Annotated in this window: 14 protein-coding genes; 12 read left to right on the top strand and 2 right to left on the bottom strand. The window is 71.8% G+C overall.

Annotation, left to right across the window (positions count from 1 at the left end; genetic code table 11):
* The first annotated feature begins 62 nt into the window (after positions 1-62).
* Together DX116_RS19445 and DX116_RS19450 are read left to right on the top strand one after the other, a co-directional pair.
* Positions 63-1,109: a hypothetical protein gene (locus DX116_RS19445; RefSeq protein ID WP_147393733.1), complete on the top strand. Its 1,047-nt coding sequence runs from the start codon at positions 63-65 to the stop codon at positions 1,107-1,109.
* Entirely contained in the window at positions 1,106-2,074 is a 969-nt protein-coding gene (locus DX116_RS19450; protein ID WP_119705948.1) for a hypothetical protein, read from the top strand. The genes DX116_RS19445 and DX116_RS19450 overlap by 4 nt, the downstream gene beginning before the upstream one ends.
* A gap of 27 nt (positions 2,075-2,101) precedes the next feature.
* Here the strand turns inward: DX116_RS19450 and DX116_RS20205 are convergent, their stop codons facing one another.
* Positions 2,102-2,962: an NUDIX hydrolase gene (locus tag DX116_RS20205; protein ID WP_199716183.1), complete on the bottom strand. Its 861-nt coding sequence runs from the start codon at positions 2,960-2,962 to the stop codon at positions 2,102-2,104.
* 100 nt (positions 2,963-3,062) lie between these two features.
* Here DX116_RS20205 and DX116_RS19460 point away from each other — a divergent pair, with 100 nt between their 5' ends.
* From DX116_RS19460 to treZ, 7 genes are all read left to right on the top strand, one after another.
* Positions 3,063-3,593 (top strand): winged helix-turn-helix domain-containing protein, encoded by a 531-nt coding sequence (locus DX116_RS19460; protein ID WP_119705949.1) that lies wholly within the window; start codon positions 3,063-3,065, stop codon positions 3,591-3,593.
* Entirely contained in the window at positions 3,590-4,897 is a 1,308-nt protein-coding gene (locus DX116_RS19465; protein ID WP_199716185.1) for an MFS transporter, read from the top strand. The genes DX116_RS19460 and DX116_RS19465 overlap by 4 nt, the downstream gene beginning before the upstream one ends.
* Positions 4,890-5,669 carry an enoyl-CoA hydratase/isomerase family protein gene (locus DX116_RS19470; protein WP_119706013.1) on the top strand — a complete coding sequence of 260 codons (780 nt, stop codon included), beginning with the start codon at positions 4,890-4,892 and terminating at the stop codon, positions 5,667-5,669. The genes DX116_RS19465 and DX116_RS19470 overlap by 8 nt, the downstream gene beginning before the upstream one ends.
* A gap of 193 nt (positions 5,670-5,862) precedes the next feature.
* Complete coding sequence (gene malQ, locus DX116_RS19475; protein WP_233556965.1) at positions 5,863-7,824, top strand: 4-alpha-glucanotransferase; 1,962 nt, start codon at positions 5,863-5,865, stop codon at positions 7,822-7,824.
* Positions 7,825-7,876: 52 nt separating this feature from the next.
* Entirely contained in the window at positions 7,877-10,018 is a 2,142-nt protein-coding gene (gene glgX, locus DX116_RS19480) for a glycogen debranching protein GlgX (protein WP_233556966.1), read from the top strand.
* Positions 10,015-12,315 carry a malto-oligosyltrehalose synthase gene (gene treY / locus DX116_RS19485; RefSeq protein ID WP_119705952.1) on the top strand — a complete coding sequence of 767 codons (2,301 nt, stop codon included), beginning with the start codon at positions 10,015-10,017 and terminating at the stop codon, positions 12,313-12,315. Before glgX (DX116_RS19480) ends, treY begins: the two co-directional genes overlap by 4 nt.
* 13 nt (positions 12,316-12,328) lie before the next feature.
* Entirely contained in the window at positions 12,329-13,963 is a 1,635-nt protein-coding gene (gene treZ / locus DX116_RS19490) for a malto-oligosyltrehalose trehalohydrolase (protein ID WP_119705953.1), read from the top strand.
* A 105-nt stretch (positions 13,964-14,068) separates the two neighbouring features.
* Here the strand turns inward: treZ and DX116_RS19495 are convergent, their stop codons facing one another.
* Entirely contained in the window at positions 14,069-14,884 is an 816-nt protein-coding gene (locus tag DX116_RS19495) for a PhzF family phenazine biosynthesis protein (protein ID WP_119705954.1), read from the bottom strand.
* A 185-nt stretch (positions 14,885-15,069) separates the two neighbouring features.
* Here DX116_RS19495 and DX116_RS19500 point away from each other — a divergent pair, with 185 nt between their 5' ends.
* From DX116_RS19500 to DX116_RS19510, 3 genes are all read left to right on the top strand, one after another.
* Positions 15,070-15,657 (top strand): hypothetical protein, encoded by a 588-nt coding sequence (locus tag DX116_RS19500; RefSeq protein WP_119705955.1) that lies wholly within the window; start codon positions 15,070-15,072, stop codon positions 15,655-15,657.
* A 68-nt stretch (positions 15,658-15,725) separates the two neighbouring features.
* Positions 15,726-17,861 (top strand): glycogen debranching protein GlgX, encoded by a 2,136-nt coding sequence (gene glgX, locus DX116_RS19505; RefSeq protein ID WP_119705956.1) that lies wholly within the window; start codon positions 15,726-15,728, stop codon positions 17,859-17,861.
* A gap of 29 nt (positions 17,862-17,890) precedes the next feature.
* Positions 17,891-18,571 (top strand): alpha/beta hydrolase, encoded by a 681-nt coding sequence (locus DX116_RS19510; protein WP_233556967.1) that lies wholly within the window; start codon positions 17,891-17,893, stop codon positions 18,569-18,571.
* Positions 18,572-18,625: the final 54 nt, after the last annotated feature.

An 18,625-nucleotide genomic window follows, 5' to 3' on the forward strand; every position in this document is an offset into this window, starting at 1 on the left:
TACTGGAGGGTAGGGTCGCAGGCGCGTCACCGCTCAGGGTGACCCCCTGAGAGAGAGTGTCGATGCGGACGGTGACGGGCTGGGCGCTGTCGGTGCTCGGCGTGCTCGTCGCCGTGGCCGGTGTCGCACTGATGGTCCTGCTGGGCCCCGACAGCCGCATCTCGACCGGGCCGCACGCGATCGAGACCGACGACATCGCCGTGGTGACGTCGCCCCAGGTCATCCGCTGGGCAGACGTCCAGGTCGACGTGCTGGTCGAGGTGCCGGTCCGCAAGCCGGTGTTCGTCGGCATCGGCAACGCCGTGGACGTCCAGAACTACGTCGCCAAGGTGCAGCGTCTGGAGGTGACGTCGTTCAGTCGTCCGTGGCGGCTGCGGACCCGCGCCGTCGAGGGTCAGCCCAACCTGCCCGGAGCGCCGACCGCGATCGACTGGTGGATCGACAGCTCGGCAGGCCTGGGCGGAGCCTCCATCAGCGCTCGTCTGCCCGACGAGACGGTGTCGATCGCGGTGCTGTCGGTGGGTTCGTCCAACCTGGCCGGCCTCGAGGTCACGCTCGCCTACGGGGTCAAGGGCGGATTCGCCAAGGGCATCTCGGCGCTGCTGCTGGGCCTGGCCGCACTGTGGCTGGGAGTGATGGTGCTGCGGTCGCGGTGGGCGGACGACGACTGGGACGACGGCGAGGACGACGAGATCGACGGGGCGGGCACGCTCGAGGTCGAGGAGGTGGTCTACGTCTACGTCGACGACGACGGGGTGGAGCACGAGATCACCGCCGAGGAGGCCGCCGAGCTCGAGGTCGTCGAGGAGGTGGCCGACGACGCGGGAGCCGCGGGGCCGTCCGCGTCCGACGAGCCGTCGGTGCCGACCGTGCCGCAGGTCGTCGTGCCCGGGGTGCCGACGGCTGCCGAGATCGCGGCCGAGTCTGCGCGCACGGCGGACCCCCGCGGTGATGCGCCGCCGACCGCCGAGCCGGAACGGGTCGTCTACGTGTTCGTCGACGAGGACGGCACCGAGCACGAGGTCGGCGAGGACGAGCTGGACGAGTTCGAGGTGGTCGACGACGACCTCGACGATGCCGACGATCCCGATGCGAAGGAGCGTCCATGAGGCGCACGGTGCTGGCCCTGGTGTGCTCGCTGACCCTGTCGGCCTGCGCGGTGCCGCACGCCCGCGACGACGTCCGGCTCGACAAGGCAGCCGCGAGCCGGGCCGAGGTCGACGAGGTGCTCGACGAGTACCGCGAGGTGCGCGAGTCGGCCGTCGAGCTGCTCGACCCGAAGCCTCTGTCGACGGTCGAGCAGGGTGCCGTGCTGGCGATCGACACGGGATCGTTCGAGGTGCTGCAGCGCTCGGCCACCGCGCAGAAGGGCGACGACACCGGCAGGGGAGAGGTGACCGACGTCGAGGTGCCGCGGTTCGCCAAGTACCCGCTGTGGTTCTACGCCGTGGTGCGCGACGCGAAGCTCGGCATCAACCGCGTGCAGGTGTTCGAGCGGACGTCGTCGGTCGATCCGTGGGTGCTGACCGCGAGCCCCGAGACGCTCGACAAGACCGAGCTGCCGCCGATCCGCCGATCGCAGGGAGCCGCGCTGAGGGTGCCGGCCGACGACGGCGTGGGCATGGCGATGTCGCCGCAGAAGGCAGCCCAGGCCTATGCCGCCGTGCTCGCCGACCCGAAGGCGCCCGGCGCGGACGCGATCGCCGACGACTCCTTCATCCAGCAGATGAGGTCGACCGCCGAGACCAACGCGGCCCTCAAGGACGTCCGGTTCAGCCAGGCGTGGGAGGCCCAGGACGTCCAGTACGCGCTGCGCACCAGCGACGGCGGCGCGCTGGCCTTCGTCACGCTCCTGCGCACCGACACCTACGCGGTAGACGACGGGCTGACGGTCACCTGGCCCGAGGGGACGCCGCAACGGGCCTTCCTCTCGGCCGGCATCTCGGGCTCGGGCACCCTGACCTACCTGCACCAGGTGCTGCTCTACCTGCCCGGCGGCGACGGGCCGCCGCGGGCGCTGGGCCAGTACGGCGGCGTCGTCAGCGGCGAGGGCGATCAGGGCGCGGTGCGCTGACGCGCCGATGGGCCACCCCGGCTCGGGCTACTCGGGCTGCTTGGGCGCCTCGCGGTAGGCCGGCAGCGATCCGGCGTCGACCGCCTCGAGCAGCTCGATCGCGGCGTCGGTGGCTCGCGAGCGGACCTCGGACGGATCGCACCAGTGGACGGCCTTGATCTCGGTCGGCTGCAGGGTCATGCCCTCGGTGATCGAGCTGTCGACGACGCCGAGGTCGAACAGGAAGATGCAGGCGTCGTCCCAGCCTCGCCAGGCGGGCAACCAGTTGACGGTGAGCAGGTCGCGCACCTCGACCGTGATGCCGAGCTCTTCCTCGAGCTCGCGCACCAGGCCGATCGACGGTGCCTCGCCCACCTCGACGACCCCGCCCGGGAGGTCCCACTCCTGCTTGTAGGTCAGCTCGCACAGCAGCACGCGTCCCTGCTCGTCGCGCAGCAGCCCCTGGCTGATGACCCGCTTGGTCGGCAGCCCGGCATTGAGGATCGCGGTGAAGCCGTCGCGGCTGTCGGCGGGCGGGTCGTCCGCCAACCGGGCCATCAGCACCTCGTCGGCGGTGTCGCCGGGCAGTCGCACGATGCCCTCGCGGCGCAGGCCTGCGATCGACGCAGCCCGCACGTCGCGGCTGGCGTCGACGGACAGCCGCACCTCGACGCGGCCGACGTCGAGGGCAGCGAAGGCGTGCGCGACGGCCAGGCGCAGGGCTCGGGCGACGACGAAGGGTTGCCCGATGCCGGAGTTCCAGCGGATCGACGCCGTCGTGGAGCTCTCGCGACGCAGGGCGACGGTGCCGTGCCGCTCGCCGGCGAGCATGATCGCGAAACCGGTGAACTCGTCGGAGCCCGACGTCGGTTCGAGGGCCAGGTCGTCGTCGCGCAGGCTCACGGGCATGTCGCCAGGTTATCCGTCCCCCGGGGGAGGCGCGGGCCCGGCGGCGGCGAGAACGCAAAGAAGTGTTTGCAAAGAAGGTTTTGCGGTCTAGCCTGAGGTCATGGTGTTCACCTCCAAGGTCGTCGACGACCTCGAGACCCTCAAGGCCGTCTCGCACCCGCTCCGGCTCGAGCTCCTCGGCCGGTTGCGGACCGAGGGCCCGGCGACGGCCTCGCAGCTCGGGCGTGCGCTGGGCGAGTCGAGCGGCTCGACGTCGTACCACCTGAGGCAGCTCGAGCGCTTCGGCCTCGTCGCCGACGATGACGAGCAGCCGTCCGCGCGCGAGCGTCGTTGGCGGGCCCTGCACGACGCCACGAGCTTCCCGTCGTCGCTCGCCGACCTCGATGGCGGACGCGAGTACGTCGACGCGGTCCGGCGTCGCCAGGAGCAGTACCTGCGTCACGGGCTGGAGGCGTGGACCGAGCCTCGTCCGGGCATCGGCATGAGCGACTACGGGCTGCGCCTCGACCCGGCCGACCTGCTGGCTCTGCAGGAGGAGCTGCACGCGGTCGCGACCCGCTACTCGGGCCGCGCGGGTTCCGAGGCCGTCGTGCTGCACGTGCTGACGCTGCCCAAGCCGGACACGCCGTGAGCATCAGGACGCGGTTCTGGCTCCTCGCCGGCATCCGGTGGCTCTCGACGGGTCTGATCGTCCCGGTCGCGGCGCTGCTGCCGCTCGAGCGAGGGCTGACGATCGCCGAGTACGGTGCCGTGGCCGCCGTGCAGGGAGTCGTGGTGCTCGTGCTCGAGCTGCCGACCGGCGGCTTCGCCGATGCCGTCGGACGCAAGCCGGTGTTCGTGGCCTCGGCGGTGATGGCGGTCGGCTCGTACGCGGTCTACGCGCTGGCGCACTCGCCGGCGGCCTTCGCGGTCGCCACCGGGCTCGCCGGGGCCTACCGAGCGCTCGACAGCGGCCCGCTCAACGCGTGGTTCGTCGATGCGGTCCATGCCACGACGCCGCCCGACGACAGGTCGTCGGTGGTCGCCCGCGGCCTCTCGGGCTACGCCAGCATCGCCGGGGTCGGCATCGCGGCGGGGGCGATCCTGGCTGCGGGGCTCGTCGCCTGGGCGCCCCTGGGCCGAGCCGACGCCCTGGCCCTTCCGTACTGGGTCGCGATCGGTCTGACCCTGCTGCAGATCGTCGCCGCGCTGATCCTCATGGACGAGCCGGGCCGCGCTGAGCCGGGCCGTCTGGGTGCCTCGATCAGGGCGACGCCGCGCACGATCGCGACTGGCGCGCGGCTCGTGCTCAGGTCGCGCGTGCTGGCAGCGCTCATGGGGGTCATGCTGCTGTGGGGCTTCGGCATGATCGCGTTCGAGACGATGACGCCCGTCCGGCTCGCAGAGCTCCTGGGCGACCGTGATTCCGCAGCGTCGGTGATGGGTCCGGCCACCGCGGCAGCCTGGGGTGTCTCGGCGGTGGGGGCGGCCCTGGTGCCGATGATGCTGAGGCGCTGGAGCATGGTCGCGGTGTCGGTGGTGCTGCGGATCGTCCAAGGGGCAACGGTCGTCGCGATGGGCCTGGCCGGTGGGCCGGTCGGTGTCGTCGTGGGCCTCCTGGCGACGTACGCGGTGCACTCTGCCGCGGGTGCGATCCACGAGACCCTGTTGCACGAACGGGTCGGTCACGAGCACCGGGCGACGGTGCTGTCGCTGGCCTCGATGGCGATGCACCCCGGTGGGTCGCTCGGCCTGGTGGTGCTCGGCGCGGTCGCGACCGACACGTCGCCCGGCGCCGCGATGATCGTCGGCGGGGTCGTGCTGGCACTGGCCGCGCCGCTGTTCCTGGTCCGGGAGGGCAAAGGTCGCGGTGCTGCGACAGCACTGCCTCCTATGCTCGACCACGACGGCGGCATCCGGCCCGCCGGCGATGCTGTGGAGGCACGACATGACTGAATTCGTCCGACTCGAGGTCACCGACGGGGTGGGCACGATCCGCCTCGACCGGCCCAAGATGAATGCGCTCAACGCTCAGTTGCAGGAGGAGCTGAGCGCCGCGGCGAAGGAGGCCGACGCGCGCGACGACGTCGCGGCGGTCGTGCTGTTCGGCGGCGAGCGGGTCTTCGCGGCGGGTGCCGACGTCAAGGAGATGGCCACGATGTCGCACGGCGAGATGGTCAAGCACGCCCATCTGCTGCAGGCCTTCACGCGTGACATCGCGGCGATCAGCAAGCCGACCGTCACGGCGATCACCGGCTTCGCGCTGGGCGGCGGGTGCGAGCTGGCGCTGGCGACCGACGTCCGCTTCGCCGCTGACGACGCCAAGCTCGGGCAGCCCGAGATCCTGCTCGGCATCATCCCCGGCGCGGGCGGCACGCAGCGCCTGGCCCGCCTGGTCGGCCCGGCCAAGGCCAAGGACCTCATCTTCACGGGCCGGTTCGTCGACGCCCACGAGGCGCTCGCCATCGGTCTGGTCGACCAGGTGCACCCCGCCGCCGACGTGTACGCCCAGGCCGTCTCGTGGGCGGCGCAGTTCGTCGGCGGTCCGCGGCTCGCGCTGCGGGCGGCCAAGAACGCGGTCGACCGCGGCATCGAGGTCGACCTGCAGACCGGTCTCGAGATCGAGCGCGTCGAGTTCTCCGGGCTGTTCGCGACCGACGACCGCGTCGCCGGCATGACGTCGTTCGTCGAGAACGGCCCCGGCAAGGCGACCTTCACCGGCCGCTGACCCGCAGCGACGTCATCACGGCCGCGCCGACGCACGCACGTCCGTGATGACGTCCCCGGGACGTCATCACGGCAGTATGTGCGATGCAGCAGGCGTGATGACGTCCCGGGCTGGGGGCGGCGGGACGCCGAGGTGCACGAGGGGCGGCGCGCGTGGATTGGCACCGTCAGGGTCCGTCCGCGATGCTGGGACGGTGACCACGCCCCCCGATCTCGTCGAGCTGGCCCACGCGCACGGCGTGGCCACGGAGTACGAGGGATCCGACCGCACCCCCGTCGTCGTCGACCCCGAGCTGGTGGTGGCCGTGCTCGGCATGCTGGACGTCGACGCGACCTCGCCCGAGGCCGTCCGCGCCTCGCTCGACGCTGCTCGCGAGCGCGACCGCGCGACGACGCTGCCGCCCACGGTCATCGCGATCGAGGGGCAGGCGCGTGCCCTCGGCGTCGCGGCCCGAGTGCACCTCGAGGACGGCACCACGCTCGAGACCGCGGGCGACCTGCCGGGCGACCTGCCGCTCGGCTGGCACACGATCGTGACCGACGAGCAGACGTCGACGCTGGTCGTCGCGCCCGCGCGCATGGACGACATCCGCCCCACCTGGGGCTGGATGCTCCAGCTGTACGCCCTGCGATCGACCGGCTCGTGGGGGATGGGCGACTTCGGCGACCTGGCCGAGTTCGCGCGCCGCGCCGCGACCGAGCAGGGCGCCGGCGTCATCCTGGTCAACCCCGTGCAGGCCGTCGCGCCGACGCACCCGGTGCAACGGTCGCCGTACTCGCCGGCGAGCAGACGCTTCGCCAATCCGCTCTACCTGCGCATCACCGACACGGCGGCCTACGCGGCGGCCGACACGGCGACGCAGGCCGCCGTGCTGGCGCTCGCCCCGCAGCGCGACACCGACGCGATCGACTACGACGCCGTGTGGGACGCCAAGCACGCGGCGCTCGAGCTGCTGTGGCCGCACCGGCCCGACATCGAGCGCGAGCTCGACGTCGACGCCTCCCTGCGCGACTTCGCCACCTTCTGTGCGCTCGCCGAGCAGCACGGCGGCGACTGGCGCGACTGGCCGGTCTCGCTGCAGGACCCGGCAGGCGCAGCCGTCACCCAGGCGCGCGTCGACCTGGCCGAGCGCATCGCCTTCCACGCCTGGCTGCAGCACCTGTGCCGCCAGCAGCTCGACGCGGCACGTTCTGCTGCTCACGACGGCGGCATGGGCGTCGGCATCGTCCACGACCTGCCGGTGGGCGTCAGCGCAGGCGGGCCCGACACGTGGTCGCAGCGCGAGGTCTTCGCCCCAGCGGTGCGCGTCGGCTGCCCGGCCGACGCCTTCAACGAGCTGGGGCAGGACTGGGGCCTGCCGCCCTTCAAGCCCGCCGAGCTCGCGGCGGCCGGCTACGCCCCGTTCCGTGACGTGGTGCGCAGCGTGCTGCAGCACGCCGACGGCATCCGCATCGACCACATCGCAGGCCTGTGGCGCCTCTGGTGGATCCCGCCGGGAGAGCCCGCCCACCGCGGCACCTACGTGCACTACGACGCCGACGCGATGCTCGCCGTGCTGGCGCTCGAGGCCCACCGTGCCGGCGCCATCATCGTGGGCGAGGACCTCGGCACCGTCGAGGACGTCGTCACCGAGACGATGCACGAGCGCGGCATGCTGAGCTCGGCGGTGCTGTGGTTCGAGCGCGACTGGGACGCCGCCGGGCAGCCGTTCCGCCGTCCTGCCGACTGGGAGCCCGAGACCATGGCCAGCGTCACGACCCACGACCTGCCCACCGCCACCGGCTGGCTCGACGCCGAGCACGTCAGGCTGCGCGCGTCCCTCGACCTGCTCGACGGGCCCGTCGACGAGGCGCTGGCCGCAGCCGCCGACGACCGCGCGGCACTGATGCGGCTGGTCGACGACGAGGGCATCGACACGTCCGACCCCGTCGTGGCCCTGCACGCCGTCATCGCCCGCGCGGCGTCCCGGCTCGTGCTCAGCGCGCCCACCGACGTCGTCGGCGAGCGGCGTCAGCCCAACCTGCCCGGCACGGTCGACGAGTATCCCAACTGGCGCATCCCGCTGCCGGTGACGCTCGAGGAGTTCTTCGACGCCCCGCACGTCGCCGACGTCGTGGCGCCCCTGCGCGCCGAGCGCCCGCCCGCCGGCGACTGACCTCACACCTGTGTCCGGGTTGCCCCGCTCGAATGGGGGTAATGCCAGGCAGATGTCCATCACAACCACTGGAGACCCCTTGCGCCCCTGGCCCGGAAGTGCCTACCCGTTGGGCGCCACGTACGACGGCGTCGGCACGAACTTCGCCCTCTACTCGGAGGTCGCCGACAAGGTCGAGCTCTGCCTGTTCGACGAGAACGGCACGGAGACCCGCATCCACCTCGAGGAGGTCGACGGCTTCGTCCACCACGGCTACCTGCCGAGCGTCGGACCGGGCCAGCGCTACGGCTACCGCGTGCACGGGCCCTACGAGCCTGCGCAGGGCCTGCGCTGCAACCCCAACAAGCTGCTGATCGACCCGTACGCGAAGGCCTTCTCGCACGGCGTCGACTGGGACGACTCGTTGTTCGGCTACTCGTTCGACGACCCCGACGAGCGCAACGACCTCGACTCGGCCGGGCACGTGCCGTACTCGCTGGTCACCAACCCGTTCTTCGACTGGGCCAACGACCGCCTGCCGCGAACGCCGTACAACGAGTCGGTGATCTACGAGGCCCACGTCAAGGGCCTGACCATGACGCACCCCGACGTGCCCGAGGAGCTGCGCGGCACCTACGCGGCCCTCGGCCACCCGTCGATCGTCGAGCACCTGCAGGGCCTCGGCGTGACGGCGATCGAGCTGCTGCCCGTGCACCAGTTCGTCACCGACCACTACCTGGTCGAGAAGGACCTCACGAACTACTGGGGCTACAACACGATCGGCTTCTTCGCGCCGCACGACGCCTACACGTCGCGTCCCGGCGCCCAGGTCGAGGAGTTCAAGGGCATGGTCCGCGCCCTGCACGAGGCGGGCATCGAGGTCATCCTCGACGTCGTCTACAACCACACGGCCGAGGGCAACCACCTCGGACCGACCCTGTCGATGAAGGGCATCGACAACCAGTCGTACTACCGCCTGGTCGAGGACGACCAGCAGTTCTACATGGACTACACGGGCACCGGCAACTCGCTCAACGTCGGCAACCCGCACGCGCTGCAGCTCATCATGGACTCGCTGCGCTACTGGGTCACCGAGATGCACGTCGACGGCTTCCGCTTCGACCTCGCGGCCACGCTGGCCCGCGAGTTCTACGACGTCGACAAGCTCGCGACGTTCTTCGAGCTCGTGCAGCAGGACCCGGTGGTCAGCCAGGTCAAGCTCATCGCCGAGCCGTGGGACGTCGGCCCCGGCGGCTACCAGGTCGGCGGGTTCCCCCCGCAATGGACCGAGTGGAACGGCGAGTACCGCGACGTCGTCCGCGACTTCTGGCGCGGCGAGCCCTCGACGCTGGGCGAGTTCGCCTCGCGCATCACCGGCTCGTCCGACCTCTACCAGGACAACGGACGCCGTCCGTACGCCTCGGTCAACTTCATCACGGCGCACGACGGGTTCACGCTCGCCGACCTCGTGGCCTACAACGACAAGCACAACGAGGCCAACGGCGAGAACGGCAACGACGGCGCCGACGACAACCGCTCCTGGAACTGCGGCGTCGAGGGTCCGACCGACGACGCCGAGATCCTGTCGCTGCGCGACTGCCAGCGCCGCAACCTGATGGCCACGCTGCTGCTGTCGCAGGGCGTGCCGATGATCCTGCACGGCGACGAGCTCGGACGCAGCCAGGGCGGCAACAACAACGCCTACTGCCAGGACAACGAGGTTGCTTGGATCGACTGGGAGAAGGCCGGCGCCGACGGGTCGATGACGCAGTTCACGTCCGCGCTCGCCGCCTTCCGGCACCAGCACCCCGTGTTCCGCCGCCGCCGATTCTTCGAGGGCAAGCCGATCCGCAAGGACGACGAGCTGCGCGACATCGCGTGGTTCACGCCGGCCGGCGAGGAGATGCAGGAGCAGAACTGGGACGACGGCTTCGGCAAGTCGATCGTGATGTTCCTCAACGGCGACGCGATCGCCGATCGCGACCGTCGCGGCGAGCGGGTCGTCGACGACTCGTTCCTGATGGGGTTCAACGCCCACTTCGAGGACATCGAGTGGACGCTCCCCGACGAGCACTACGGGCCGGGCTGGAGCCTGGTCGTCGACAGCTGCGCCGGCACGGTCGACGCCACGCCGATGGGCGACACCGTGCCCGCCGGTGGCACGCTGACGCTGCCCGGGCGCTCGTTGGTGGTGCTGCAGAGGGTCGTCTCATGACCGGGGCGGTGTCGCCGTCGACGCCCTCGTCGACCTACCGGCTGCAGCTGCGGCCGGAGTTCGGCTTCGGCGACGCCCGCGACGTGGTCGGCTACCTGCACGACCTCGGCGTGGGTGCGGTCTACGTGTCGCCGGTGCTCGACGCCACCCCGGGCTCGACGCACGGCTACGACGTCACCGACCCGCGGCTCGCGCGTCCTGCCCTCGGCGGCGAGGAGGGCCGGCTGGCGCTGGCCGACGCGGTGCGGGCCTGCGGCCTCGGGTTCGTGGTCGACATCGTGCCCAACCACATGTCGGTCGAGGTGCCCACGGCCAATCCGTTCTGGTGGGACCTCCTGGCCAAGGGGCGGGCCTCGCAGTTCGCCCACTGGTTCGACGTCGATTGGGCGCGCGACCGCATCCTCGTTCCGGTGCTCGGATCGGCTGACGACCTCGACGCGCTGACGGTCGAGGGCGACCAGCTGGTCTACCACGACCACCGGTTCCCGATCGCCGGCGACACCTCCGGCACGCCGCGCGAGGTGCACGACCGCCAGAGGTACGAGCTGGTCGACTGGCGCCGCGGCAACGCCGAGCTGAACTACCGCCGGTTCTTCGACATCACCACGCTGGCCGCCGTGCGCGTCGAGCAGCAGGACGTGTTCGCGGCGGTGCACGCCGAGGTGCTGAGGTGGGTCGCCGACGGCGACGTCTCGGGCCTGCGCATCGACCACCCCGACGGGCTGGCCGATCCGACGGCGTACATGCAGCGACTCCGCGCCGCCGCCCCGCAGGCGTGGATCGTGGTCGAGAAGATCCTGCACCCGGGCGAGGACCTGCCCCAGAGCTGGCCGGTCGACGGCACCACGGGCTACGACGCCCTCGGCGAGATCTTCGGCGTCCTGGTCGACCCGAGGGGCGAGGACGCGCTGACGTCGCTGGCCGCCGAGCTCGGCCAGGACGTCGACTACGCGCAGGTCGAGCAGACCGCCCGGCGCCTCGTCACCGACGACATCCTGGTCGCCGAGGTGCGTCGCATCGCCGCGCTGGTCGACGACGTCGAGGCAGGTGCCGCCCGGGCGGCGGTCGCCGAGACGATGATCGCGTTCGACGTCTACCGCTCGTACCTGCCGCAGGAGCACGCCCACTGGCACGCCGCGATCGCGACGGCACGGCAGCGTCGCCCCGACCTCGGCGAGGCGCTCGACGCGCTCGACCACCAGGTCACGTCCGATCCCTCGGGCGAGCTCGCCACCCGCATCCAGCAGACGTCCGGCATGGTCGTGGCCAAGGGCACCGAGGACACCACGTTCTACCGCTACACGCGCTTCGTCGCGCTCAACGAGGTCGGCGGCTCGCCCGACCGCTTCGGCATCGGCGTCGACGAGCTGCACGACCTCGCGGCGGCGCGCGATGCCGGTGCCCCAGGGGCGATGACGACGCTCACGACCCACGACACGAAGCGTTCGGAGGACACCCGGGCCCGTCTCGCGGTGCTGTCGGAGGTCGCCGACGACTTCGTGGCGCACGTGCGCCGGTGGTCCCAGCAGTGCGGCCTCGGCGAGCCGTCGCTCGAGCTGCTGGCCTGGCAGACGCTGGTCGGCGCCGCGCCGATCAGCGACGAGCGGCTGGTCGACTACCTGCTGAAGGCCGCCCGCGAGTCGAAGCTGCGCACCACGTGGACCGAGCCCGACGAGCCGTTCGAGCAGCAGGTCCGCGAGTGGCCCGCCGCCGTCCGGGCCGCGGTCGGCGACGAGGTCGACGCCTTCGTCGAGAGCATCACGCCCCACGGCTGGACCAACTCGCTCAGCCAGAAGCTGCTGCAGCTCACCGCCCCCGGCGTCCCCGACGTCTACCAGGGCACCGAGCTGTGGGACTTCTCGCTGGTCGACCCCGACAACCGTCGTGCGGTCGACTACGGAGCGCGACGCACGATGCTCGCGCGGCTCGCGGACGGTGAGGTGCCCGCGGTCGACGAGACCGGCGCCGCCAAGCTGCTGCTCGTCCAGCGCACGCTGACGCTGCGCCGTGACCGCCCCGAGCTGTTCCGCGGCTACACGCCGCTGCGGGCCGAGGGGCCGTCCGCCGACCACGCCGTCGCGTACTCCCGCAGCGACGACCTCGTGGTGGTGGCGACCCGTCTGCCGGTCGGCCTGGCCGAGGCGGGCGGATGGCGCGACACGACGCTCACCCTGCCGTCCGGCACCTGGACCGACGTGCTCACGGGCGAGGCGGTCGACAGCACGCCCGTGCGGCTCGCCGCGCTGCTCGACCGCTACCCGGTCGTGCTGCTCGTGCGTGACGCGGACGCGTCCTGACTAGGCTCGACACATGACCTTCACGGTGTGGTGCCCCGACCTCGAACGAGTCCGCGTGCAGGTCGACGGGGTCGAGCACGACATGGCTCCCGCCGAGCACGGGGGATGGTGGTCGGCGGACGTCGACGCGTCCCACGGCACCGACTACGCGTTCGTGCTCGGCGACGACGAGACGCCGCTGCCCGACCCGCGGTCGGCCTGGCAGCCGCAGGGCGTGCACGCGGCGTCGCGCGTGTACGACCATAACGCGTTCGCCTGGACCGATCAGTCGTGGGCGGGCCGTGAGCTCGCCCGGTCGGTCGTCTACGAGCTGCACATCGGCACGTTCACGCCCGGCGGCACCTTCGACGCGGCGGTCGAGCGGCTCGACCACCTCGTCGACCTCGGCATCGACCTCGTCGAGGTGCTGCCGGTCAACTCCTTCGACGGTCCGCACGGGTGGGGCTACGACGGCGTGCTGTGGGGTGCGGTGCACGAGCCGTACGGGGGGCCGGACGGCTTCAAGCGCTTCGTCGACGCGTGCCACGCGCGTGGCCTCGGCGTCGTGCTCGACGTCGTCTACAACCACCTCGGGCCCTCCGGTGCCTACCTCGACCGCTTCGGCCCGTACTTCGCGGGCCAGAACGACTGGGGGCCGGGCCTCAACCTCGACGGCCCGGGCTCCGACGAGGTGCGCCGCTACGTGCTCGACAACGCCCGCACGTGGTTCGAGCACTTCCACGTCGACGGCCTGCGGCTCGATGCCGTCCACGCGCTCGCCGACAAGCGCGCCCTGCCGATCCTGGAGGAGCTGTCGGCCGAGACCTCCGCGCTCTCCGAGACGCTGGGCCGCCCGCTGACGCTCATCGCGGAGTCCGACCTCAACGACCCGCGCACCGTCACGCCACGGTCCGAGCACGGGCTCGGCATGGACGCCCAGTGGTCGGACGACCTGCACCACGCGATCCACGTCCGACTGACGGGCGAGACCGACGGCTACTACGCCGACTTCGCCGCGCCTGGTGCGCTGGCCAAGACGCTCCGCGGTGCGTTCTTCCACGACGGCTCGTGGTCGTCGTTCCGCGAGCGCTCGCACGGACGTCCGGTCGACGTCGCGTCCGTCCCGGGATCGGCGTTCCTGGCCTACGTGCAGAACCACGACCAGATCGGCAACCGCGCCACGGGCGACCGCATCTCGGCGTCGGTGTCCCCGGGCCTCATCGCGTGCGGTGCGGCGATCGTGCTGCTGGGGCCCTACACGCCCATGCTGTTCATGGGCGAGGAATGGGCCGCATCGACGCCGTGGCAGTTCTTCGCGTCGTTCCCCGATCCCGAGCTGGCCGACGCCGTCCGCAACGGACGCCGCAAGGAGTTCGGCCGGCACGGCTGGGGCGAGTCCGAGGTGCCCGACCCGATGGACGAGGCGACCTTCCGGCGCTCGAAGCTCGACTGGTCCGAGCTCAAGCACCCCGACCACGTCAACATCCTCGAGCTGCACAAGTCGCTGATCGCGCTGCGGCGGGAGTTCCCCGAGCTGTCCGACCCGTCGCTCGCCGACTTCCGCGTCGAGGTCGCCGACGACGACTCGTGGATCGTCATGCACCGCGGACGCTTCCAGGTGCGCGTCGACTTCGCCGAGGGCGCCATCGACGTCACCTCCGCCGACTGACCCACGCGCGATCCGCCGGGCCCGCGAGTGGCGCAGTCTGGCGATTCTGAGACGGCGTGTCGCGCGGACTTGCGCCACTCGCGAACGGATGTGCGCCACTCGCGGCTACAGGGCGACCTCGCCGGCGATGCCGACGACGGTGTCGCCGCCGACCCAGATGTCCTCCCCGACCCGCGAGACGTGCACGCGTCCGCGGCGGCCGAGCCGGGTGCCCTGCGCGGCCACGTAGCTGTCGGTCGCCAGCCCCGAGCCGATCAGCCACTGGCCGATCGCGGCGTTGAGGCTGCCCGTGACGGGGTCCTCGCCGGGCGGGAAGAAGGCGCGCACCTCGACGTCGGCCGGGCCGCCGGGCGGGTGGGGGCCGACGACGCCGACCTTGTCGAGCTCGCCGAAGCCGCGCGGCTCGATCGCCAGGACGGCCTCGGCGCTTCGCATCAGCAGCGCGACCCACCCCGGGCCGTTGTCGGCCCACTGCGCGCCGATCACGTCATGACGCCCGATGCCGAGCGCCGCTGCCACCTGCTCGATGTCGGCCTCGTCGACCGGGCCGCCGCGCCGCAGCGGGGGAGCGGCGAACGCCAGCCGTCCGCCGTCGTCGCGCACACGGACGAGCCCCGCGCCGCACTCCTGCACCAGCCCGCCGGCGTCGCGCGGCTCGCCACCCGCCGCGAGCCACGCCCGCGCCGACCCGAGGGTGGGGTGCCCGGCGAACGGCAGCTCGCCGCGCGTCGTGAAGATGCGCAGGCGGTAGTCGGCGGACGGATCGGTCGGCGCCAGCAGGAACGTCGTCTCCGACAGGTTGGTCCAGCGCGCGAACGCGGCCATCTGCTCGTCGTCCAGCCCGTCGGCGTCGTGGACGACCGCCACGGGGTTGCCGTACATGAGCTCGTCGGTGAACACGTCGACCTGGGTGAATCGCATACGCCGAGGCTATCGACGTGTCTTCGCACCAGGGCAGGGACGGACGTCGAGACGTCGCGGTCGTCAGGACGACCCAGAGGTCTCATGATCGGTCCGGCGCCCACCGTCCAACCTCCGAGGGGCGGCCCGAGGTCGTGCCCCGTACGGTGGGGACGAGCTTGAAACGTCACCTACCTGGAGGTCCCATGTCGTTCCGCCTGTCCCACGTCCCGCTGCGCGCCACGGCCGGTGCGTTCATCCTCAACTCCGGCCTCACCAAGTGGTCCGCCGACGCGGAGGCGGCCGAGGGACTCCACGGGTTCGCCGCCGGCACGTACCCCGTCGTCAAGAAGATCGACCCGCCGGTGTTCGTCAAGGCGCTCGCGGCCGGCGAGATCGCGCTCGGCGCGGCCCTGCTGCTGCCGGGCGTCTCGTCCACCAAGGCCGGCGCCGGCCTGGTCGCCTTCTCGGGCGGCCTGCTGGGCCTCTACGCCAAGACGCCGGGCATGCGCGACGGCATCCGTCCGACCCAGCAGGGCACGGCGATCGCCAAGGACGTCTGGCTGCTCGGCATCGGCTCGAGCCTGCTGATCGACGGCAGCGGCGACAGCCGCAAGGTCCGCTCGGCCGAGCGCAAGGCGGCCAAGGCGCAGCGCAAGGCCGAGAAGCTCGAGCGCAAGGGCAAGGGCTCGGACGGCCTCGTGTCGAAGTCCCAGAAGAAGGCCCTCAAGAAGTCGAGCAAGAAGGCCAAGAAGAGGGCCTCCAAGGCCCTCGCCAAGGCCACGTCGCACTGATCGACCGGCGGGACGGGCGACGGCCCGGCGAGGCACGACGTGAAACATGAGCCTGCGACACTGGGCCCATGGCCACCCACCCCACGTCCGATGCCCAGGTGCTCGCCGGCCGCCCGTTCCCGCTCGGGGCTCATCCCGAGGCCGGCGGCGTCCGCTTCGCCGTCGCGAGCAGCGTCGCCGACCGCGTCGAGCTCTGCCTGATCGACGACGAGGGCGCCGAGCGCCGCATCGAGCTCACCGAGCGGACGTTCGGGGTGTGGCACGGCCTCGTCCCGGGCGTCACGCCCGGGCAGCGGTACGGCTTCCGCGTCCATGGCCCGTACGACCCCAAGACCGGCCTGCGCTGCAACCCGCACAAGCTGCTGGTCGACCCGTACGCCCGCCGCATCAGCGGCACGATGACCGACATGAGCGCGGCCTACGGCTACGCCGATGACCCCGACGGCGAGCCCAGCACGGTCGACTCGCTCGGCAGCGTCCCGCTGAGCGTCGTCACGAGCCCCGGAGGACCCGACACCGGCACCAAGCCCGAGATCCCGTTCGAGGAGACCGTGGTCTACGAGCTGCACGTCAAGGGCTTCACGGCGCAGCACCCGGACGTCCCCGAGGCGCTCCGCGGCACCTACCTCGGCCTGGCCCACCCCGCGGTCGTCGACTACCTGGTCCGCCTCGGCGTCACGGCCGTCGAGCTGCTGCCCGTGCAGTCGTTCAGCGACGAGCCGTCGCTGGTGCGCGACGAGCGGCACAACTACTGGGGCTACTCGCCGCTCGGCTACTTCTCGCCCCACGCGGGCTACGCGAGCGAGCCGGGTCGCGAGGTCGAGGAGTTCCGCACCATGGTCGCGGCTCTGCACGCGGCCAACATCGAGGTCATCGTCGACGTGGTCTACAACCACACGTGCGAGGGCGGCCCCGACGGCCCGACCCTGAGCTTCCGCGGCTACGAGGCGACCGCCTACTACCTGCACGACGACGACGGACACATGGCCGACATCACGGGCTGCGGCAACACCCTCGAGGCGAGCTCGCCGACCGTCATCCGGCTCGTGACCGACTCCCTGCGCTACTGGACCACCGAGCTGGGCGTCGACGGCTTCCGGTTCGACCTCGCCAGCACGATGGGACGTCCGCACGGGGGCGCGTTCGACCGCGACTCGGCCCTGCTGACCGCCATCACCACCGATCCGGTGCTGGCGCGCTGCAAGCTCATCGCCGAGCCGTGGGACGCGACCGGCGAGGGCTACAAGGTCGGCTTCTTCGCCGCTCAGTGGGCCGAGTGGAACGGCGTCTACCGCGACACCGTGCGCGACTTCTGGCGCGGCGCGACAGGCGTCGACGACCTGGCGTACCGCCTCTCGGGATCGTCCGACCTGTACGACCACACGTTGCGCCGCCCGTGGCAGTCGATCAACTTCGTCAACGCCCATGACGGGTTCACCCTGCGCGACCTGGTCTCGTACGACCAGAAGCACAACGAGGCCAACGGCGAGGACAACCGCGACGGCACCAACGACAACCGGTCGTGGAACCACGGCGTCGAGGGACCGACCGACGACGCGGACGTCAACCGGCTGCGGGCCCGGCAGGCACGCAACCTGTTCGCGACCCTGATGCTGTCGACCGGCACGCCGATGTTCGTCGCCGGCGACGAGCGGTGGCGCACGCAGCACGGCAACAACAACGCGTACTGCCTCGACGACCCGACGTCGTGGGTCGACTGGCACGAGTCGCAGGAGTCCGAGCAGATGCTCGCCTTCGCGCGCCGCGTCACGTTCCTGCGGGCCAACAGCCCCGCCCTGAGGCAGCCGGAGTTCTTCGACGGACGCACCACGCCCACCGGACGTCCCGACCTCATCTGGCTGCGCCCCGACGGCGAGGAGATGGACGAGACGGCGTGGACCGCCGACGAGTGCCGGACGCTCGGCATGTGGATCGACGGGTCCAACAGCCAGTCGCGCACCCGCGAGGGTGAGCTGCAGGCCGATCACTCGTGGCTGCTGCTGATGCACGCCGGTGCCGACCCGGTCGAGGTCACGCTGCCCGGAGCAGAGTTCGGCACGTCGTTCGAGCCGACGCTCGACACCACGACGCCCGACGGCGCCCCGGCCTCCGAGGAGCCGCTACCGGCGGGAGGCACCGTGACGCTCGAGGGACGCTCGTTGCTGCTGCTCAAGGCGCCCCGCGAGAGCACCGACACAGTGTGAGAAGCCGCTCGGAGGGGTAGGAGAAGCTGGTGACCAACAGTCCGCGCCTCATCGCCGTCTCCGAGCCTCGTCGTGCCGAGGCGGTGGTGCTCGTGCTGCACGGCGGAGCCAGCCGGCGGGACGACCCGCGGGTCAGCCCCACGCAGCTGTCGGTCCTGCGGATGATCCCCATCGCGAAGCGCATCGCGAAGGCCGACCGTCGCCGGCTGGCGGTCTACCGCCTGCTCAACTCGACGCGCGGCTGGGACACCCGTCACACGCCGGTCGACGACGTGCACTGGGCGATCGACCAGCTGCGCGAGGGCTTCGGCTCCGACCTGCCGGTCGGCCTGGTGGGGCACTCTTTGGGCGGTCGTGCGGCGATCCTGGCCGCCGAGCGTCCCGAGGTCCGCAGCGTCGTGGCGCTCAACCCGTGGGTGTACCCCGCTGACGGCGACGTCGACCTCAGCGGCCGGCGCGTGCTGGTCGTCCACGGCACCGACGACCGCATCGCCCCGCCCGACCGCTCGGCCGCCGCGGCACGGTCGCTGTCGCGGACGGCGCAGGTGTCGTACGTCCGGGTCGACGGGGCCAAGCACGCCATGCTGCGACGGGGCCGCGAGTTCGAGCGTCTGGCCGCCGACTTCTCCGCCGCGACCCTGCTGGAGGGCCGGACGCCCCGCGGCGTCGTCGCCCGGGCACTGTCCGGCGAAGCCGCGATCGACGTCTGAGCCGCCGCTTGTTGCGTCAGGCGCAGGCCGTGCCAGGCTGGGTACCGGACCACG

The sequence above is a fragment of the Aeromicrobium endophyticum genome, from assembly GCF_003586285.1.
GTDB lineage: Bacteria > Actinomycetota > Actinomycetes > Propionibacteriales > Nocardioidaceae > Aeromicrobium > Aeromicrobium endophyticum.

What these genes read in the sequence shown, in the direction of transcription:
- DX116_RS20205 (WP_199716183.1), bottom strand. Translation starts at nt 2,962, where the DNA reads ATGCCCGTGAGCCTGCGCGACGACGACCTGGCCCTCGAACCGACGTCG.
- treY (WP_119705952.1), top strand. Translation starts at nt 10,015, where the DNA reads ATGACCGGGGCGGTGTCGCCGTCGACGCCCTCGTCGACCTACCGGCTG.
- DX116_RS19500 (WP_119705955.1), top strand. Translation starts at nt 15,070, where the DNA reads ATGTCGTTCCGCCTGTCCCACGTCCCGCTGCGCGCCACGGCCGGTGCG.
- DX116_RS19495 (WP_119705954.1), bottom strand. Translation starts at nt 14,884, where the DNA reads ATGCGATTCACCCAGGTCGACGTGTTCACCGACGAGCTCATGTACGGC.
- glgX (WP_119705956.1), top strand. Translation starts at nt 15,726, where the DNA reads ATGGCCACCCACCCCACGTCCGATGCCCAGGTGCTCGCCGGCCGCCCG.
- DX116_RS19450 (WP_119705948.1), top strand. Translation starts at nt 1,106, where the DNA reads ATGAGGCGCACGGTGCTGGCCCTGGTGTGCTCGCTGACCCTGTCGGCC.
- DX116_RS19445 (WP_147393733.1), top strand. Translation starts at nt 63, where the DNA reads ATGCGGACGGTGACGGGCTGGGCGCTGTCGGTGCTCGGCGTGCTCGTC.
- glgX (WP_233556966.1), top strand. Translation starts at nt 7,877, where the DNA reads ATGTCCATCACAACCACTGGAGACCCCTTGCGCCCCTGGCCCGGAAGT.
- DX116_RS19460 (WP_119705949.1), top strand. Translation starts at nt 3,063, where the DNA reads ATGGTGTTCACCTCCAAGGTCGTCGACGACCTCGAGACCCTCAAGGCC.
- treZ (WP_119705953.1), top strand. Translation starts at nt 12,329, where the DNA reads ATGACCTTCACGGTGTGGTGCCCCGACCTCGAACGAGTCCGCGTGCAG.
- DX116_RS19470 (WP_119706013.1), top strand. Translation starts at nt 4,890, where the DNA reads ATGACTGAATTCGTCCGACTCGAGGTCACCGACGGGGTGGGCACGATC.